Source organism: uncultured Brevundimonas sp. (assembly GCF_963974615.1).
Taxonomy (GTDB): domain Bacteria; phylum Pseudomonadota; class Alphaproteobacteria; order Caulobacterales; family Caulobacteraceae; genus Brevundimonas.
The window spans coordinates 118760-137793 of record NZ_CAXBDH010000008.1; the positions used below are offsets into that span (position 1 = coordinate 118760).

At 67.4% G+C, this 19034-nt stretch carries 18 protein-coding genes; 12 read left to right on the forward strand and 6 right to left on the reverse strand.

Annotation, left to right across the window (positions count from 1 at the left end):
* The first annotated feature begins 82 nt into the window (after window positions 1-82).
* From rpmI to AAC050_RS07205, 7 genes are all read left to right on the forward strand, one after another.
* A complete protein-coding gene (gene rpmI / locus AAC050_RS07175) occupies window positions 83-280 on the forward strand; it encodes a 50S ribosomal protein L35 (RefSeq protein ID WP_339914389.1) in 198 nt (65 codons plus the stop codon).
* Between the two features lie 109 nt (window positions 281-389).
* Complete coding sequence (gene rplT / locus AAC050_RS07180) at window positions 390-746, forward strand: 50S ribosomal protein L20 (protein ID WP_339914390.1); 357 nt, start codon at window positions 390-392, stop codon at window positions 744-746.
* A 138-nt stretch (window positions 747-884) separates the two neighbouring features.
* On the forward strand, window positions 885-1088 hold the full coding sequence (locus AAC050_RS07185; protein ID WP_339914391.1) for a dodecin family protein: 204 nt from the start codon (window positions 885-887) through the stop codon (window positions 1086-1088).
* Window positions 1089-1161: 73 nt separating this feature from the next.
* A complete protein-coding gene (locus AAC050_RS07190) occupies window positions 1162-2106 on the forward strand; it encodes a polysaccharide deacetylase family protein (RefSeq protein WP_339914392.1) in 945 nt (314 codons plus the stop codon).
* 68 nt (window positions 2107-2174) lie between these two features.
* Window positions 2175-3251 carry a phenylalanine--tRNA ligase subunit alpha gene (gene pheS, locus AAC050_RS07195; protein ID WP_339914393.1) on the forward strand — a complete coding sequence of 359 codons (1077 nt, stop codon included), beginning with the start codon at window positions 2175-2177 and terminating at the stop codon, window positions 3249-3251.
* 10 nt (window positions 3252-3261) lie between these two features.
* Window positions 3262-5670: a phenylalanine--tRNA ligase subunit beta gene (gene pheT, locus AAC050_RS07200; protein WP_339914394.1), complete on the forward strand. Its 2409-nt coding sequence runs from the start codon at window positions 3262-3264 to the stop codon at window positions 5668-5670.
* A 133-nt stretch (window positions 5671-5803) separates the two neighbouring features.
* Window positions 5804-6421: an EipA family protein gene (locus AAC050_RS07205; RefSeq protein ID WP_339914395.1), complete on the forward strand. Its 618-nt coding sequence runs from the start codon at window positions 5804-5806 to the stop codon at window positions 6419-6421.
* Window positions 6422-6460: 39 nt separating this feature from the next.
* Here the strand turns inward: AAC050_RS07205 and AAC050_RS07210 are convergent, their stop codons facing one another.
* From AAC050_RS07210 to glmS, 5 genes are all read right to left on the reverse strand, one after another.
* Window positions 6461-6826: a bleomycin resistance protein gene (locus AAC050_RS07210; RefSeq protein WP_339914396.1), complete on the reverse strand. Its 366-nt coding sequence runs from the start codon at window positions 6824-6826 to the stop codon at window positions 6461-6463.
* A gap of 26 nt (window positions 6827-6852) precedes the next feature.
* Window positions 6853-7743, reverse strand: a complete 891-nt coding sequence (locus AAC050_RS07215; protein ID WP_339914397.1) for an SDR family oxidoreductase — start codon at window positions 7741-7743, stop codon at window positions 6853-6855.
* 5 nt (window positions 7744-7748) lie between these two features.
* Window positions 7749-8981, reverse strand: a complete 1233-nt coding sequence (locus AAC050_RS07220) for an NAD-dependent epimerase/dehydratase family protein (protein WP_339914398.1) — start codon at window positions 8979-8981, stop codon at window positions 7749-7751.
* Window positions 8982-9056: 75 nt separating this feature from the next.
* Window positions 9057-9935: a UTP--glucose-1-phosphate uridylyltransferase gene (locus tag AAC050_RS07225; RefSeq protein ID WP_339914399.1), complete on the reverse strand. Its 879-nt coding sequence runs from the start codon at window positions 9933-9935 to the stop codon at window positions 9057-9059.
* A 233-nt stretch (window positions 9936-10168) separates the two neighbouring features.
* On the reverse strand, window positions 10169-11983 hold the full coding sequence (glmS, locus tag AAC050_RS07230; protein ID WP_339914400.1) for a glutamine--fructose-6-phosphate transaminase (isomerizing): 1815 nt from the start codon (window positions 11981-11983) through the stop codon (window positions 10169-10171).
* A gap of 165 nt (window positions 11984-12148) precedes the next feature.
* On the opposite strand from glmS, the gene glmM reads away from it, so the two are divergent.
* Entirely contained in the window at window positions 12149-13498 is a 1350-nt protein-coding gene (gene glmM / locus AAC050_RS07235; RefSeq protein WP_339914401.1) for a phosphoglucosamine mutase, read from the forward strand.
* A 5-nt stretch (window positions 13499-13503) separates the two neighbouring features.
* Window positions 13504-14562, forward strand: coding sequence for a putative sulfate exporter family transporter (locus tag AAC050_RS07240; RefSeq protein ID WP_339914402.1), 1059 nt, complete (start codon window positions 13504-13506; stop codon window positions 14560-14562).
* A gap of 9 nt (window positions 14563-14571) precedes the next feature.
* On the opposite strand, the gene AAC050_RS07245 is transcribed toward AAC050_RS07240, so the two are convergent.
* Window positions 14572-16071 (reverse strand): phosphomannomutase/phosphoglucomutase, encoded by a 1500-nt coding sequence (locus AAC050_RS07245; RefSeq protein WP_339914403.1) that lies wholly within the window; start codon window positions 16069-16071, stop codon window positions 14572-14574.
* A 176-nt stretch (window positions 16072-16247) separates the two neighbouring features.
* Here AAC050_RS07245 and gpmA point away from each other — a divergent pair, with 176 nt between their 5' ends.
* From gpmA to AAC050_RS07260, 3 genes are all read left to right on the forward strand, one after another.
* Complete coding sequence (gene gpmA / locus AAC050_RS07250) at window positions 16248-16961, forward strand: 2,3-diphosphoglycerate-dependent phosphoglycerate mutase (RefSeq protein WP_339914404.1); 714 nt, start codon at window positions 16248-16250, stop codon at window positions 16959-16961.
* Window positions 16958-17587, forward strand: coding sequence for a bifunctional diaminohydroxyphosphoribosylaminopyrimidine deaminase/5-amino-6-(5-phosphoribosylamino)uracil reductase RibD (locus AAC050_RS07255; RefSeq protein WP_339914405.1), 630 nt, complete (start codon window positions 16958-16960; stop codon window positions 17585-17587). Before gpmA ends, AAC050_RS07255 begins: the two co-directional genes overlap by 4 nt.
* Window positions 17588-17652: 65 nt before the next feature.
* On the forward strand, window positions 17653-18945 hold the full coding sequence (locus tag AAC050_RS07260) for a pentapeptide repeat-containing protein (RefSeq protein WP_339914424.1): 1293 nt from the start codon (window positions 17653-17655) through the stop codon (window positions 18943-18945).
* Window positions 18946-19034: the final 89 nt, after the last annotated feature.

Genomic DNA, 19034 nt, shown 5'->3' on the forward strand with positions numbered 1-19034 from the left:
CTGGGCGGTTCTTAATCAAGGGTCTGCACCCCGAGGGCTCACGTAGCCCAAAGGGCGATAGCCCACTCAAAAGAGAGTAAAAATGCCCAAATTGAAGACGAAGTCAGGCGCCAAGAAGCGCTTCAAATTCACGGCGACCGGCAAGATCAAGTCCGGTGTGGCAGGCAAGCGTCACCGCCTGATCAGCCACAACAGCAAATATATCCGCCAGAACCGCGGCACCAAGCTGATGGCCGCCGCCGACGTCAAGAAGATCAAATCCTACATGCCCTACGCCTGATCGGCGCAGCGGTTCGACCTGATCTTCTCACACTGAATTTGAACTCCGCCCCTACAGCCGTCGAGCGCCGAGCGCGCCGCAGCAGGGGCCCAGACAAGGATATTGCCAAATGGCTCGCGTCAAAAGGGGCGTAGTTTCCCACGCCAAGCACAAGAAGGTTCTGGCCCAGGCCAAGGGCTTCTACGGCCGCCGCAAGAACACCATCCGCGCCGCCAAGGCCGCGGTCGATCGCGCCGGGCAATACGCCTATCGTGACCGTCGGACCAACAAGCGTAATTTCCGCTCGCTCTGGATCCAGCGCATCAACGCTGCGGCCCGGGCCGAAGGCCTGACCTATTCCCAGTTCATGCACGGACTGGACAAGGCCGGCATCGAGCTGGACCGCAAGGTCCTCGCCGCCCTGGCCATGGACGGTGCCGGCTTCAAGGAAATCGCTGACAAGGTCCGCGGCGCACTCGCCGCCTGATCTTCAAGTCATTCGAGACCAGATGACGCCCGCTCCGGGGAACCGGGGCGGGCGTTTTCCGTTGGCAATAGGCTCCCGGCGTACGGCTCTGACCGTCCGACCACCAGTCGTGACCGGGTCCAATATCAGGGAAAATCCATGTCCATCGCCAGAGTCACCGAAATCACCTCCGCCTCCGCCATCAGCTTTGAGGACGCGGTCAACCAGGGCATCGCCCGGGCCGACAAGACGCTGAAGAATGTCGAAGGCGCCTGGATCCAGGACCAGAAGGTCGTGGTTCGCGCCGGCAAGATCACCGAATACCGGGTCAATATGAAGATCACCTTCATCCTCAACGACTGACCGGTTGTCCTGATTTTCGGCAGTGGGTGACGGCGTTTCCCGTATCCAGTCCTTTGCGGCTAGGATCGGGTCCATGAAAATGCGCCTGATCCCACTGGTCGTCCTCGCTCTGCTGCTGGCCAGCCCAGCCGCCGCCGGGCCCCGGACCGTCGCCGTCACCTTTGATGACCTGCCGTATCAGGGCGAGGGCCGCCGCCTGTGCGATCGGGAACAGGCTCTGGACCTGACCCGCGAATTCCTGACCATGCTGGAGCCGCTGGACACCCACGCCACCGCCTTCGTCAATGAGGGCAAGGTCTGCGAGGCGCAACGCGACGCGATCCTGCCGGCGATTCTCGACCTGTGGCTGGATGCGGGCGTCGAACTGGGCAACCACACCTTCAGCCATATCAACATCCACCAGACGACCGCCGAGGCCTGGCTGGACGACGTCGACCGCGGTGCCGAAGTGACGCGGTCGGTGCTGGCCGCACGGGGTCAGACCCTGCACTGGTTCCGCCATCCCTATCTGTTCACCGGCGAAACGCAGGACAAGCATGACGCCATGGCCGCCGGACTGGCCACGCGCGGCTATGATGTCGCGCCGGTCACGATCGACAACAACGACTGGATGTTCGCCGCCCTCTACCGGCGGGCCGAGGCGGCCGGCGACTCAGGGCTGATGACCCGGATCGGCACCGCCTATGTGGCGCACATGTCGACCGTTCTCGATCACTGGGAGCCCTACAGCGCTGAACTGACCGGAGGCCGCGAACCGGCCCAGGTGCTGCTCCTGCACGCCCATAGCCTGAACCGCGACTGGTACCCGCAGATCCATGCCCTGTATCTGGCGCGCGGCTACCGGTTTGTGCCGCTGGAGACGGCCATGGCCGACCCGATCTATCAGCATCCCGACAGCTATGTGCGGGCCAATGGCGTGTCATGGTTGCACCGCTGGACCTTCAGCGAGGGCCGCCCGATCCGCTGGGAGCCTGAACCCCCGGCCTGGATCGTTCAGGCCTATGAAGCCGGGAACTGAGCGCCGCCCCCTATCCTTGCGCTTGCCCCGTGACGAAAGCGCCGTCAGCCGCTAGACGACACCGCACCATGACTGACCTTGCCCAACTCGAACTCGACCTCATCAACGCCATCGGCGGAGCCGCCACCGTGACCGCGGTTGAGGACCTGCGCGTCGCCGCCCTCGGCAAGTCCGGCACTATCTCCGGTCTGCTGAAAGGCATGGGGGCCATGAGCCCCGATGAACGCCGCGAGCAGGGGCCGAAGCTCAACGGCCTGCGCGATCGGGTCCAGGCAGCCCTGGCGGCCCGCAAGGCTGAACTCGAGGCCGCCGAACTGGACGCCCGCCTTCTGGCCGAGCGCGTCGATCTGACCCTGCCGGCCCGACCGCGCCGCAAGGGCAGCGTCCATCCGACCATGCAGGTGATGGACGAGATGATCGCTGTCTTCGCCGACATGGGCTTCGCCGTGGCCGAGGGCCCGGACATCGAGGACGACTTCCACAATTTCACCGCCCTGAATTTCCCGCCCAAACACCCGGCGCGGGAAATGCACGACACCTTCTTCCTGAAGCCCGATCCGGAAACCGGCGAACGCAAGGTGCTGCGTACCCACACCTCACCGGTGCAGGTGCGCACGATGATGTCGCAGACGCCGCCGATCCGCATCATCGCCCCCGGCCGCACCTTCCGGAAGGATTCCGACGCCACCCACACGCCGATGTTCCATCAGATCGAGGGTCTGGTCATCGACCGCGACATCCACATGGGTCACCTGAAGACGACCCTGATCAATTTCATCGCCCGCTTCTTCGAGGTCGATGACGTCGACGCCCGCTTCCGGCCGCACCATTTCCCGTTCACCGAACCCTCGGCCGAGATGGACATCCGCTGCGACCGCTCGGGCGGACAGCTGAAGCTGAACGAGGGCACCGACTGGCTCGAGATTCTCGGCTGCGGCATGGTCCATCCCAATGTGCTGCGCAGTTGCGGCATCGATCCCGACGAGTACCAGGGCTTCGCCTTCGGCATGGGTGTCGACCGGCTGGCCATGCTGAAATACGGCATTCCCGACCTGCGTCCGATGTTCGAGGCCGACACCCGCTGGCTGGCCCACTATGGCTTCTCCGCCTTCGCGGCCCCGAATGCCGCCAGCGGCCTGAGCTGAGGACACGACGATGAAATTCACCCTGTCCTGGCTCAAGGATCACCTTGAGACCGACGCCTCCGTCGCCGACATCGCTGCCGCCATGACCATGGCCGGTCTGGAGGTCGAGCACGTCACCGACCCGACCGCGGCCATGGCCCCCTTCACCGTGGCCCGCATCGTCGAGGCGGTGCAGCACCCCAATGCCGACCGTCTGCGCGTCTGTCAGGTCGAGACGGTCGACGGCATCAAGGAGATCGTCTGCGGCGCGCCCAATGCCCGGGCCGGACTGGTCACCATCTATGCTCCGATCGGGGCCTGGGTGCCGGGCCTCGACGTCACCCTGGTCGAGAAGCCGGTGCGTGGTGTGGTCTCCAACGGCATGCTGTGCTCGGCCGCCGAGCTGGAACTGGCCGGTGACAGCGACGGCATCCTCGACCTTGACGACGGCCTGACGGTCGGCACCCCGGCCGCCGCGGTGTTCGGGGTCGATCCGGTCATCGACTTCGAGGTCACCCCGAACCGCCCCGACTGGCTCGGCGTCGCCGGCATCGCCCGCGACCTGTCCGCCGCCGGCCTCGGCCCGCTGAAGACGACCGAACCGCAACCCGTGCCCGGCACCTTCGCCTCGCCGATCTCGGTGCGGATCGACAGCCCCGACCAATGCCCGGTCTTCGCCGGCCGCCTGATCCGGGGCGTGAAAAACGGCCCCTCGCCCGAGTGGCTGCAGGCGCGTCTGACGGCCATCGGCCTGCGGCCGATCAACCGGCTGGTCGATATCACCAATCTGATTGCCTATGATCGCTGCCGCCCGCTGCACGTCTATGACGCGGCCCTGCTGGTCGGCGGCGAGATCGTCGTGCGCGGTGGACAGGTGGCCACGGACACCGGCGAGCACGAACATCTGATCGCCCTCGACGGCAAGACCTACACCGTCGATCCCACCATGTGCGTCATCGCCGACGCTGCTGGCGAACGCCCGATCGGCCTCGGCGGCGTCATGGGCGGCGAGTCGACCGGCTGTTCCGACGCGACCACCGACGTCTTCGTCGAGAGCGCCTGGTTCGACCCGATCACCACGGCCCAGACCGGACGCAGCCTCGGCATCAATTCCGACGCCCAGTATCGTTTTGCTCGCGGCGTCGATCCGGCCTCGGTGGTGCCGGGACTGGAACTGGCGACCCGGCTGATCCTCGACCTGTGCGGCGGCGAACCGTCGGAGGTCGTGGTCACCGGACAGGCTCCGGCCGATCCCGTCGCCGTCGATTTCGATCCTGCCTATGTCCAGCGCCTGTCGGGCCTGTCCCTGACCGAAGACCGGATCGCCGACATTCTGACGGCCCTGGGCTTCGGCCTCGACCGCGCCAGGCCCTGGCAGGTCACCCCGCCCTCATGGCGCCGTGACGTCGAGGGCCCGGCCGATCTGGTCGAGGAGGTGGCCCGGATCGAGGGCTATGACGCCCTGCCGTCCACGCCCCTGCCCGAACAGGCCCACGCTTCCACCGGCGTCCTCAATCCGCGTCAGGCCCGGGTCCGTCTGGCGCGTCGCGCCCTGGCAGGGCTCGGCTATGCCGAGGCCGTGACCTGGTCCTTCACCAGCCGCGCCACCGCCGCCCTGTTCGGGGGCGGCGATGAACGCCTTGTGCTCGAGAATCCGATCGCAGCCGAGCTCGACTGCATGCGACCCTCGGCCCTGCCCAACCTGATCCAGGCCGCGGCCCGCAACGCCGCGCGCGGTCACGCCGACGCGGCCCTGTTCGAAATCGGTCCCATCTATCTGGGCGACGGACCGGACGATCAGCGCACCGTCATCACCGGCCTGATCGCGCCGCATCCGACCCGTCACTGGGCCGGCGCGGGCGAGGACGCCCTGTTCATGCTCAAGGCCGATCTGATGGCCGTGCTCGAGCAGATCGGAGCCCCGGTCGGTTCGCTGCAACTCAATCAGGGCCAGAACCGCGACTGGTGGCACCCCGGCCGTTCGGCCCGTCTTCAGCTCGGCCCGAAGAATGTGATGGCCGAGTTCGGAGCCCTGCATCCGCGGGTGCTCAAGGCGCTCGACGCGGACGGCCCGATGCTGGCCTTCGAAATCGTGCTGGAGTCGGTGCCGGAACCGCGCGGCAAGGGTGGCAAGGCCCGCGGGCCGGCCAATCTGGCCAATCTGATGCCCCTGACCCGCGATTTCGCCTTCGTGGTCGCCGAAGGCGGGGCGGCGGGCGATCTGATCCGCGCCGTTGCCGCAGCGGACAAGACCCTGATCACCGAGGTCCGGGTCTTCGACCTGTATCGCGGTGCCGGTGTCGATCCGGGCATGGTTTCCATCGCCCTCGAGGTCGTGATCCAGCCGCGCGAGGCCACCCTGACCGAGGCCGAAATCGAGGCCCTGTCGACCAAAGTGGTGGCGGCGGCGGAAAAACTGGGCGCGCGGCTGCGTAGCTGAGGGCTTGTGGCAAGGTTTCGTTAACCTTGGGGCCGCAAGTCTGCCGCAAAGGGCGGTGACCCTGTGCGTCCGGTTCCGAACCCTCGGTCCCGGGCCGTTTCCGTCCCCCGTCGCCAGCCCCGAGAGTTCTGCCATGCATCGTCGCCAACTGATTCTCTCCGGTCTTGCCGCCACCGCGGCCGGGTCGAGCCTGACCGCCTGCGCCACCAACCCGCGCCAGTCGGCCGAGCCCAACTATCCGATCTCGTCCGACGCCAATGCCCCGGCCTATACGGCGGACGAATTGATCGCCGCCGGGTCGCGCGAACTGGGCATCGCCGCCGAGGCCATGGGCGGCGCGATCGAACGCGTCTTCGCCGAACAGGGCGACCGCCCCACCGCCTATATCGCGGGCGAGGAGGGGGCCGGGGCCGCCGGTATCGGTCTGCGCTACGGTCGTGGAGCCCTGCATATGAAGGACCTGTCGGCCTCGCAGGATGTGTTCTGGCAGGGCATCTCCATTGGCTGGGACATCGGTGGCAACGCCAGCCGGGTCTTCACCCTGGTCTACGGCCTCTATCGCCCGGACATGATCTACCGCCGCTTCCCGGGCGTGGAGGGGTCGGCCTATCTGATCGGCGGACTGGGTGTGAACTATCAGCGCGCCGACGGCATCACCCTGGCCCCGATCCGCACCGGCGTCGGCCTGCGTCTGGGGGCCAATGTCGGCACCATGGCCTACAGCCGCCAGCGCAACCTGCTGCCGTTCTAGCGTAGGGCGCAAACGCTCGCGCCGCGGGCGCGCGCTGCTTCAGCGCGGGTTCTGGATGATCCGGATCAGGCTACCGTCCGGATCGATCAGATAACCAATTCTCAGGCCCGAAGCTTCCAGCTTCGGAGCCTGCAGTCGGGGTGCCTCGGTGGACTGCTCCGGCACGCCTGCCGTCAGGCAGGCACCGTAGAAGGCGTCGAGATCGTCGAGCCGCAGACAGCAGCCGAACGAACTCGCCGCCGGGTCCAGGTCGGGATAGGGGAAGAACTCCAGCGTGATCGCCCCTCGCCGCAGGATCATCCAGCCGGCGTCGCGCCAGCCCTGCTCGAAGCCCAGCGTCTGGTAGAATCGCGAGGTCAGCTCGAAATCCCGCGCGGGCAGGTTCGGGGTCGCATGATCGGTCATCGGTGAATGTCCCCTGCCAGTGTCGACTATGTTCCGGCGGCGTCGATCAACGCCTGCAGCCCCTCGCGATAGCTGGGGTAGCGCGGTCGCCAGCCCAGTTCGGCCTTGGCGCGGGCGTTCGAAACCCGTTTCGAGTCCAGATAGAACCGCCGCATCCCCGCGCTGACCGAAGGGTCGGTCCAGTCGACCTCCGGCGGTCGCGGCAGGCCCAGCCGGTTGGTCGCCCAGGCGGTCACCGTATCGGCGGCGCAGGGTTCGTCGTCGGTCAGATTATAGACCGCCCCGGGTCGCGGTCGGGCCATGGAGGCGAACAGGCCCGCGACCACGTCCTCGACATGGATACGGTTGAACACCTGGCCGGGCTTGCGCACCAGCCGGGCCGAGCCGTCGCCCAGTCGCTCGATCACCGAGCGGCCCGGTCCATAGAGGGCGGGCAGGCGGAAGATCTGCACCGTCAGCCCCATGCCCTGTCCGGCATCCAGCCAGTCCTGCTCGGCCCGTACGCGGCGCGCCCCTTCCAGGCTGGCGGCGTTCAGGGCGTCGTCCTCGAACACCCAGCCCCCGTCCCGGTCGCCATAGACGGCGGTCGAGGAGACATAGCCGATCCAGTCCGGCCACGACCCCGAGGCCGACAGCGCCGGGATCAGGTCGCGCGCGCCCGGGCAACCGCCGGCCTCGGGCGGAGCGGTGATCAGGAGGGCCGAGGCTGCGGCCACGGCGGCCTGCACGGCGGCCTCATCGGCCGGGTCGAGCGGGGTGATGCCGTCCTGCGCCAGCTGCGCGCGTCGCCCGGCATCGCGCGACGTGGCGGAAACGCTGCCACCCTGCGCCAGCACCGCTCGCGCCACGACCTGGCCCAGCCAGCCACCGCCGTAGACCAGCAGCGTCGGCGGCGTGGCGGGAGCGGGTCGGTCCATCCGGATCAGGCGATGCGGGCTGTGGAGGGCCGGAGGGTGGACGGAACCGGTTCGCCGGCCTGAACGGCCTCGGCCCGGGCGCTGTTCCACGACGAGACGCAGGGCACCTTGGACAGGTCGGCGCGGTCGGCATAGCGACGGGCGATGTCGGTCACCTCGTCCAGCAGCCCCTGCGCCAGGGTGATCGGCTTCAGCCCCAGGTCGCGGAACTGGTCATTGGCGACGACCAGCTCGTTCTCGTCGGCCTCCAGTCGGGGGTTGGGCACATTGGACACCGTCGCCCCGGTCACGCCGGCGATCATCGCCGCCAGATCGCGCACCCGGTGGCTCTCGGTCATCTGGTTCAGGATCTTGACCCGGTCGCCGCGCTTCGGCGGATTGGCCAGCGCCAGCTCGACGCAGCGCACCGTGTCCTGAAGGTGAATGAAAGCCCGGGTCTGGCCGCCGGTGCCATGCACCGTCATCGGATAGCCGACCGCCGCCTGCATCAGGAACCGGTTCAGCACCGTGCCGTAGTCGCCGTCATAGTCGAACCGGTTGATCAGCCGCTCGTCCTGCCGCGTCTCCGCGGTCTGGGTGCCCCAGACGATGCCCTGGTGCAGGTCGGTGACGCGCAGGCCGTCGTTCTTGGCGTAGAACTGGAACAGCAGGGCGTCCTGGGTCTTGGTCATATGATAGATCGAGCCCGGGTTCGGCGGAAACAGGATCTCCTGTTCCGCCGGGCCGTGGTCGGTATCGACCGTGACCTTCAGATAGCCCTCGGGGATGCGCAGGCCGGCGGTGGCATAGCCATAGACCCCCATGGTCCCCAGATGGGCCAGATGCACGTCCAGCCCGCTCTCGACGATCGCCGCCAGCAGGTGGTTGGTGGCGTTGATATTGTTGTCGACCGTGTACAATTTATGCCGCGCCGACTTCATCGAATAGGGGGCGGCCCGCTGTTCGGCGAAATGCACAACGCTGTCGGGCTTGAGGTCGCGGATCAGGGCGACCAGCCGGTCGAATTCCTTGCCGACGGTCATGTTGACGAAATCGATCGTCTGGCCGGAAACCTCTTTCCACGCCGCGATCCGCTCGCCCATCATCCGGATCGGGGTCAGCGACTGGATTTCCAGCTCATTGTCGATATTGCGCCGCGACAGGTTGTCGACGACGGTCACGTCCCAGCCTCGTGCCGACAGGTGCAGCGCCGTCGGCCAGCCGCAGAAACCGTCACCGCCCAGAACCAGTACGCGCATGTCGCTTAAACCCTCTTTGCTACAGGGCTCCCTGACTAACCCAAGCGCGGACGCGGGCAAAGCGGGGCCGTGGAGCTAGAGCAGGGCCTCGATCGCCGCCCGCGCTGTCGCGCCCAGGTCGGGGCGCTTCAGGGCCAGGGCGACATTGGCCCGCAACAGGCCGATCTTGTCGCCACAGTCATGGGTCACGCCCTCGTATTCGACGGCGGTAAAGCTCTGATCCTGCATCAGCCGGGCCATGGCGTCGGTCAGTTGGATCTCGCCTCCGGCCCCCCGTTCCTGGGTCTGCAGGAAGTCGAAGATCTCGGGCTGCAGGATATAGCGCCCGGAAATCGACAGGTTGGACGGGGCCGTGCCCTGGGCCGGCTTCTCGACCATGCCCTGCATGCGGATGTTGCGGCCGTCACGGTTCACCGGGTCGACGATGCCGTATTTGTGGGTCTCACTGTCCGGCACGGCCTCGACGCCGATGACATTGCCCCCGACCGTTGCATAGACCCCGGCCAGTTGTTTCAGGGCCCCGGGCGCGGCGTCGACGATGACATCCGGCAGCAGCACGGCGAAGGGCTCGTCGCCGATGATGTCGCGGGCGCACCAGATGGCGTGGCCCAGACCCAGTGGCTGCATCTGGCGGGTGAAGCTCATCTCGCCGGCGGTGGCCAGTTCGGCGTTCATCGCCGCCAGGATCTCGGTCTTGCCCTTGGCCAGCAGCTGGGCCTCCAGCTCGATCTGGTGATCGAAATAGTCCTCGATCGCCCCCTTGGACCGGCCGGTGACGAAGACGATATGCTCGATCCCGGCCTCGCGGGCCTCCTCGACGATGTAGCTGAGGATCGGCCGGTCGACGACGTTCAGCAGTTCCTTCGGCGTGGTCTTGGTCCCGGGCAGGACCCGGGTGCCCAGACCGGCGACGGGCAGGACGGCCTTGCGAAGACGGCGGGGCGTGGAGGTCATGGGAGGTCCTGATTCAGCGAAGCGCGATCCTAACGCAGGATCGGACGGACGGATGCCAATTTCAAAGCTATCGTCATCCCGGGGCGCGAAGCGACCCCGGGACCCAGCGGCACCGGAGCGAAGCGAAGGTGATGGTTCCGGGCACGGTGTTCGCGACAGATTCGCGCTCACGCGCGCCGCTGGGTCCCGGCCTTCGCCGGGATGACGAAAGCAAAAAGTGCGGATTGTGGTGGCTATTCCACCGTCACCGACTTGGCCAGGTTGCGCGGTTGGTCGACGTCGGTGCCCTTCTGCACGGCCGTGTAATAGGCCAGCAACTGCATCGGTACAGCATAGACCAGCGGCGCGACCAGCGGGTGACAGTCGGGGGCGGCGATGCGCCGGATGCCGGCCCCGTGCGGGTCGGGGGCGCGGGTCGGGGCAATCATGATCACCGGGCCGCCGCGCGCGGCCACCTCCTGCAGGTTGGACGCGGTCTTCTCGAACACATCGTCCAGCGGGGCCAGGGCCACGATCGGGGTGAATTCGTCGACCAGGGCGATGGGGCCGTGCTTCAGCTCGCCGGCGGCATAGCCCTCGGCGTGGATATAGCTGATCTCTTTCAGCTTCAGCGCCCCCTCCATGGCCAGGGGGAACATGGCTCCGCGGCCCAGGAAGATGACGTCGGTGGCCTTGGCGATGTCCTGGGCCACTTCACGCAGGTCGCCGTCCATCTGCAGGGCTTCGGCGATCAGGCGCGGGGCCTCGAACAGGGCCTTGACCAGCTCGGCCTCGGTCGCGGCATCGATGCGGCCGCGCGCCACCCCGGCGGCCACGGCCAGGGCCAGCAGGGCGGCGACCTGGGCGGTGAAGGCCTTGGTCGAGGCGACCCCGATCTCGGGACCGGCATGGGTCGGCCACAGGACCGAGGCTTCGCGCGCCATCGACGAGGAATGGACGTTGACCAGGGCGGCGGTCTTCAGACCGTGCGCCTTGCACCAGGCCAGGCAGGCCAGGGTGTCGGCGGTCTCGCCCGACTGGGATACGGCCATGGCCAGGGTGCCCGGCGTGACGGCCGGTTCGCGATAGCGAAACTCCGAGGCGATCTCGACGTCGCACGGCAGGCCCGCCAGCCGCTCGAAGGCGTAGCGACCGATCTGGCCGGCATAGAAGGCCGTGCCGCAGGCGACGATCTGGATGCGGTCGATGGCGGTGAAATCGATCGTCTGGGTCTTGGTGCGGCCGTTCACGAAATCGAGGTATTCCGACAGTGTCCGTTGCACGCTGTCGGGCTGCTCATGGATCTCCTTCTCCATGAAATGCCGGTACTCGCCCTTCTCGACCAGGGCCGAGGAGGCCGAAACCTGGACGACCGGACGCTGCACCGATGCGCCGGTCACATCAAACATTCGCGCGCCGCCGCGGTCGATGGCGACATAGTCGCCTTCTTCCAGATAGCTGATCTTCTGCGTAAAGGGGCCGACCGCCAGGGCGTCCGAGCCCAGATACATCTCGCCCTCGCCCCAGCCGACCACCAGCGGGCTGCCGCGCCGGGCCCCCAGGATCAGCCCGTCCTCGCCCTCGATCAGCACCGCCAGGGCATAGGCCCCGGTCAGCCGGTCCAGCACCGTCTTGAACGCCGTCACGGGGTCGTTGCCCCCTTTCAGCGCCTCATCCAGCAGATGGGCCACGACCTCGGTGTCGGTCTGGCTCTCGAACACCCGCCCGGCAGCGGCCAGCCCGGCCTTCAGCTCGGCGAAATTCTCGATAATGCCGTTGTGGACCAGCACCACCCGCCCGGCCTGATGCGGGTGGGCGTTGACCGTGGTCGGCGCGCCGTGGGTGGCCCAGCGGGTGTGGCCGATCCCGATGGTGGCCTCCAGCGGTTCGGCGGCCATTACGGCCTCCAGCTCGCGGATCTTGCCCTTGGCCCGGCGACGCTCGATACGCCCGTCGACCAGTACGGCGATCCCGGCGGAATCGTAGCCGCGGTATTCCAGTCGCTTCAGGCTGTCGATGATCCGGGGTACCGCGGGGCCGACTCCGGTCACTCCGATGATGCCGCACATGATGTCTTCCCCGGAAAATGATGGTCGTCGCTTTGCGCGCGGACGTCTGACAGTCTAATCCGACGTCTAACGTCCGGTTGCGCCTCTAGGCGATATGCCTCGGCGTGGCATCTAAAATGCGGTTTCGCAAGGTTTCCGCGGCCTTGGAAATCGGAGGAGAACGCCTTGGGCGAGAGACGCTATTTCGGCACCGACGGTATCCGTGGCCGGGCCAATTCCCATCCGATGACACCCGAGGTCGCTCTGCGCGTCGGCCTCGCCGCCGGCCGTCTGTTCATGTCCGGTAACGACCGTCGCCACCTGGCGGTGATCGGCAAGGACACCCGCCTGTCGGGCTATATGATCGAGCCGGCCCTGGTGGCCGGCTTCACCAGCGCCGGCATGGATGTGCTGACCTTCGGGCCGCTGCCGACCCCCGGCGTCGCCATGATGACCCGGTCGATGCGGGCCGACATCGGGGTGATGATCTCGGCCTCGCACAACAGCTATGTCGACAACGGCATCAAGCTGTTCGGGCCGGACGGCTACAAATTGTCCGACGACGTCGAGCTGAAGATCGAATCGATGATGGACACGGCCCTGGACGAAGGGTTGGCCGCGCCGGACAAGCTGGGTCGGGTCAAGCGGATCGATGATTCCCAGGCCCGCTATATCGAGATCGCCAAGGCCAGCTTCCCCAAAACCCTCAGCCTGCAGGGCCTGCGCATCGCCATCGACTGCGCCAACGGGGCCGGTTACCGCGTCGCCCCGACCACCCTTTATGAGCTGGGGGCCGAGGTCTTCCCGATCGGGGTCGATCCGGACGGCCTGAACATCAATGCCGAATGCGGCTCGACCTATCCGACGGCCCTGGCGGCGGCGGTCAAACGCTACCGGGCCGACATCGGCATCGCGCTGGACGGGGACGCCGACCGGCTGATCGTCTGCGATGAGCACGGCAAGATCGTCGACGGCGACCAGATCATGGCCCTGGTGGCGCGCGACTGGGCCCGGCGCGGCCTGCTGACCGGCGGCGGCGTGGTGGCCACCGTCATGTCCAACCTCGGGCTCGAGCGCGGCCTGCTGGCCGACGGCCTGACCCTGGAGCGCACCCAGGTCGGCGACCGCTATGTGATGGAGCGGATGCGCTCGGGTGGCTTCAACCTTGGCGGTGAACAGTCCGGCCACATCATCCTGCACGACTATGCCACTACCGGCGACGGCCTGATGTCGGCCCTGCAGGTGCTGGCCGTCATGGTCGAGAGCGGCCGCACCATGAGCGACCTGGCCCAGCAGTTCGAGCCGGTGCCGCAACTGCTGCAGAACGTCCGCTACAAGGTCGGCAAGCCGCTGGAGAGCGCCGGGGTCAAGGCCGCCATCGCCGCGGGCGAGGCCCGTCTGGCCGGCACCGGCCGGCTGCTGGTGCGCAAGTCCGGCACCGAGAAACTGATCCGCGTCATGGCCGAGGGCGACGACCCGGTCATGGTCGAAAGCGTCGTCGGTGACATCGTCGCGGCGGTCGAGGCGGCGGGCTAGGGTTCATGTCCGTTCCGGTACGCACGGCAGGCAGTCTACTTGCCGTGTTGCCCGGGGTGATCGCCTGTGTCGTCGTTACCGGCCTGGCCCTCGCGGTCCAGGCCCTGGAATTCAGCCTTTTCGGGCGGGCCTGGATAGAGGGCATTGTGCTTGCCATCCTGATCGGGGCCGCCATTCGCTCGGTCTGGACCCCGTCCGCCGCCCTTCGACCCGGTATTGAGTTCAGCGCCCGCACCCTGCTGGAAATCGCGGTCGTACTGCTCGGGGCCTCGGTCAGCGCCGCGACGGTCATCGCCATCGGGCCCGGACTGCTGGCCGGAACGGCGCTGATCGTCGCCGTCGCCATCGGGGTCAGCTACGGCCTGGGCCGGTTGCTGCGCCTGCCGCGCCGGATGTCGGTCCTGATCGCCAGCGGCAACGCCATCTGCGGCAACTCGGCCATCGCCGCCGTGGCCCCGGTGATCGACGCCGACGCCGAGGACGTCTCGGCCGCCATCGCCTTCACTGCGGTGCTGGGGGTCGTGGTGGTGCTCACCCTGCCGCTGCTGGGTGCGCTGTTGCGGATGCCGCATGTTGAATATGGTGTGCTGGCGGGGCTGACCGTCTATGCCGTGCCCCAGGTCCTGGCCGCCACCATGCCCGTCGGGGCCATCGCCACCCAGTCCGGCACCCTGATCAAGCTGGTGCGGGTCCTGATGCTGGGGCCGGTCTGTCTGGGTCTGGCGCTGGTGATGGCCCTGCGCCGGCGGGCCGGCGCGGACCCCCGGAGCGATACAGTCCGGGTGCCTGCAGTTCCGATCGGCCGGCTTGTGCCGTGGTTCGTGATCGGCTTTCTGGTGATGATGGCGGCGCGGTCGCTGGGCCTGATCCCGATTTCAGCCCTGCCGGTGATGGCCGGACTCGCCACGGCGCTGACGATAATCGCCATGGCCGCCTTGGGGCTCAGCACTGACGCCCGGGCGGTCGCCCGGTCAGGCCTGCGCATCGCCATCGTGGTGACCCTGTCGCTGGTGGTGCTGGTCGGTCTCGCGCTCGGCCTGATCTATCTGCTGGCCCAGGTCTGACGGCGACCGTCAGATTTCCTGATTGTAGGCCCCGATCTCCGGGTATTTGGCCAGCCGCGGTTTCACCTCGTCGCGGAACAGGGCGCGCATGTCGTCGGCCGACCGCATGCTCTCGACCACCACCACCAGCTCGGGCTTGTTGGACGAGGCCCGTACCAGCACCCAAGACCCGTCTTCCAGATGTACCCGCACGCCATTGACCGTGATGGCCTCGATGATCTTGCGGCCCAGGATCGAGCCACCCGCGTCGGCCAGAGCCTGATATTCGGCGACGATCCGCTCCAGCACCTCATACTTCAGCTCATCGTCGCAATGCGGCGACATGGTCAGGCTGGTCCAGGCGTCGGGCAGGGCCGCTTTCAGTTCGGACAGTTTTTTCCCCGGGTTGCGGTCCAGCATGGCCAGGATGGCCCCGGCGGCGACGGTGCCGTCGTCATAGCCGCGCCCGATCGGGGCATTGAAGAAGAAATGGCCCGACTTCTCGAACCCGGCCAGCGCTCCCAGCTCGGCGGTCTTGCGCTTGATATAGCTGTGACCCGTCTTCCAGTAGACGGTGTTTGCCCCGTTGGCCTTCAGCACCGCGTCGGTCTTGTACAGGCCGGTCGATTTCACATCGACGACGAAGGTGGCGTCGGCGTGCAGGGCCGACAGGTCGCGGGCCAGCATCAGGCCGATCTTGTCGGCGAAGATCTCCTCGCCGGTGTCGTCGACCACGCCGCAGCGGTCGCCGTCGCCGTCGAAGCCCAGCGCCAGATCGGCCCCGGTCTCGCGCACCCGCTGCGCCATCTGGCTCAGCATCGCGTGGTCCTCGGGGTTCGGATTGTATTTGGGGAAATTATAGTCGAGCTCGGTGTCCATCTCGATCACCTCCACCCCCATGCGACGCAGGGCCTCGGGCGCGAAGGCCCCGGCCGTGCCGTTGCCGCAGGCGGCGACCACCTTCAGCGGCCGGGTCAGCTTCACCCCGGTGGTGACCTCGTCCAGATAGCGGTCGCGGAAGCCCTCGACCCGTTCCAGCCGCCCGCCGGGCCGGGCCACGCCCTGACCCTCCAGCACGATGGTCTTCAACCGCCCGATCTCATCGGGCCCGAAGGTCAGGGGCGGATTGGCCCCCATCTTGACCCCGGTCCAGCCGTTCTCGTTGTGGCTGGCCGTGACCATGGCCACACAGGGGGCATCGAGGGCGAATTGGGCGAAATAGGCCGTCGGCGACAGGGCCAGGCCGATGTCCAGCACCTCCATCCCGCCTTCCAGCAGGCCCAGGATCAGCGCCTGTTTCACGCTCAGCGAATAGGACCGGTAGTCGTGGCCGACGACGATGCGCGGCCGGGTGCCGACCTCATGCACATAGGTGGCCAGACCCAGCCCCAGCGCCTGCAGGCCCAGCAGGTTGATTTCCTTGTCCAGGATCCAGCGCGCGTCATATTCGCGAAACCCCGTCGCCTTCACCAGCGGAATGGTCTCGTACTCGGCGGTGTTGGGACGAAGATCGGAGCGGGGCTTTTGCATGTATGGAACCTTTGGAGAGCCGGGTTTGGCGTGGCTATAGGCTACCGGGGCCCCGCCGGACAATAACGCCGCACGCCGCCGAGGGCTCCGCCCCGACCGCCCGGCCCGGTGGCGCGCTCGCCTTGACCCGGCGCGCACCCGGTCCTACGCCCAGCGGATCGTCCCGGAGACCCTGAATGCCCCGTCTGATCCTGTTGCGTCACGGCCAGAGCCAGTGGAACCTCGAGAACCGCTTCACCGGCTGGGTCGATGTCGACCTGACCGACAAGGGCGAGGCTGAGGCCCGTCGCGGGGGCGAGCTGATCGCCGCGTCCGGTTTCCGGCCCGACGTAATGTTCCTCTCGGTGCTGAAACGGGCCAAACGCACCGGGGCCCTGGCCCTGCAGGCGGCGGGCCTCAAGGATATCCCGACTGTTGAGGACTGGCGGCTGAACGAGCGCCATTACGGCGGCCTGACCGGGCTCAACAAGGCCGAAACCGCCGAAAAGCACGGCAAGGACCAGGTTCACATCTGGCGTCGCAGCTACGATGTCCCCCCGCCGCCCCTGGCCCCCGGCGGTGAATACGATTTCCATGCCGATCCGCGCTACGCCGGTCAGCCGATCCCCGACACCGAGAGCCTGAAGACCACGCTTGAGCGGGTCCTGCCCTACTGGAACGACACCATCGCGCCCCGTATCCGGGCCGGAGACGACGTGCTGATCGTCGCCCACGGCAATTCGCTGCGGGCCATCGTTAAACACCTGTTCCAGGTGCCGGACGACCGGATCGTCGGGGTCGAGATCCCGACCGGCAACCCGCTGGAAATCGATCTGGATGCGGACCTGAAGCCGGTCGCCGCCCGCTACCTCGACACCGCGCGGGCCGCAGACCTGCCGGCGATCGCATGAGCGGCCCTCCGGACGACGCCGGTTTCATGCGTCGCGCCATCGACATGGCGCTGGCCCGCATGGGCGAGACATGGCCCAATCCGGCCGTGGCCTGCGTTCTGGTCCGGGACGGAGTCGTGGTGGCCGAGGCCGCGACGGCACCCGGTGGCCGTCCCCATGCCGAGGAACAGGCCATTCCGGCCGCCGGCGACAAGGCCCGCGGCGCGACCGCCTATGTGACGATGGAGCCCTGCGGTGCCCGTTCGTCGGGCCGGACCTCCTGCGCCCAGTTTCTGGTCGAGGCCGGGGTCGCCCGGGTCGTGATCGCCGCTGTCGACCCCTCGCCCTTCGCCTCGGGCCGGGGCGTCGAGCGGCTGCGTCAGGCCGGACTGACGGTCGAGACCGGCCTGCTCAGCGACGATGCCGCCGTCCTGTACGAAGGCTATCTGCACCGGCTCGAGACCGGACGGCCGATGGTGCGGATCAGCGAGAGTGGCGCGGGCTTTGACGCGCAATTCGCCGCCTCGCCGCGGGCGGATCTGGTGACCGAGCTCAAACGGCTCGGTGAGGCCGGCTATACGCGACTGTGGATCGGCCCCGGCGAACTGGCTGACGCCCTGGTCGAACAGGGCCTGATGACCGTCTGAAACCCCTTTCGCCGGGCCCGGATTTCAGAAAAGATTCCTTAAGTGTGTCGGTTCATCATGAAATCATGGCGGCGAGTCCAACATTTGCGGTGAGACGGCGTGTTTCCCAGGTCGAGCTGGACGCCATCTGCACGCGCCATGACCGTCTGTGGCAGGCGAAGCCGGGTGGAGCGAGGGCCGTTTTCGCCTGGATGGACCTGTCGGGACTGGATCTGAGCGGGCGCAATCTCGCTGATGCCGACTTCTCCGCCGCCAGTATGATCGGCTGCGATCTGAGCGGTGCCAAACTCGACAACGCCAATTTTTTCGGCGCGGACCTGCAGGACAGCGTTCTGGTGGAGGCCAGCCTCAGGCGCGCGGACCTGCGCGGGGCCTGCCTGCGCGGTGCGGATCTGACCGGTGCGGACATGTTTGAGGCGGACCTTCGCGAGGGCTCGATCGCTTCGGCGGATTCCAAGATCGGCTACCGGGTGATCCAGGCCCGCAACCGCAACGACACCCAGGCCCAGGGGGCCTGTCTGGCCGGAGCCAATCTTCAGCGGTCCAAACTGACGGGCGTCATCGCCAATGCCGCCGATTTCACCAACGCCGTCATGAAGGACTGCAAGCTGGTCCGGGCCAATCTGAAACACGCCAGTTTCCGCGGGGCCGATCTGGCGGGTGCCGATTTGTCCGGTGCCGACCTGTCGGGCGCGGATCTTCGGGACGCGATCCTGGTCGGGGTCACGGCGACGATGTGGCGCACGGACGGGGCCAACCTCGAGGGGGCCCTGACCGATGACCGCGCGGCCGGCGAACCCGTGGATCATATGCCGGCAGCCGAGATGTTGCGGGACCATGCCCAGTGGTGTGAAACCGGCGGGGTCGAGGGTCAGCCCTCCGTTTTCGACGGCGTCGACCTGCGGGCCCTGAAATCGATCACCGGTCTCAATCTGACGGCCCTGTCGGCGCGCGGCGCGGTCTTCTACGGCCTCGACATGGTCGGGGTGCAGTTACAGGGGGCCCATCTGGAAGGGGCGGATCTGCGATCCGCCAATCTGTGCCGCGCCGACCTGCGGGGCGTGCGGCTGGGGGGAGCCCGGTTGAACGGTGCCGATATGCGTGAGGCCCAGCTGGGCCCGTTGATGCTGTCCGCCGACCGGCTGCTTCCGGCAGATTTGACCGGAGCCAGTCTTCGCGGCGTGGATCTCAGCGGGGCCGACATGCGGCGCGCGATCCTGACCGACGCGGACCTGAGTCGCGCGATCCTGCACGGAGCCCAGATGCGTCAGGTCGAATTGACAGGGGCCGACCTGACCGGGATCCGGGGTCTGGCCGACATCGAGGCTGCGACCGAGCCACCACTCATCGCCATTTGATCCGGGCGCTTCGCGCTTTGCCGGAATTGAAAAAGGGGCGACGCGAACGCCGCCCCTCCTCATGTGAACTGTAGATGTGTCCGCTTCGA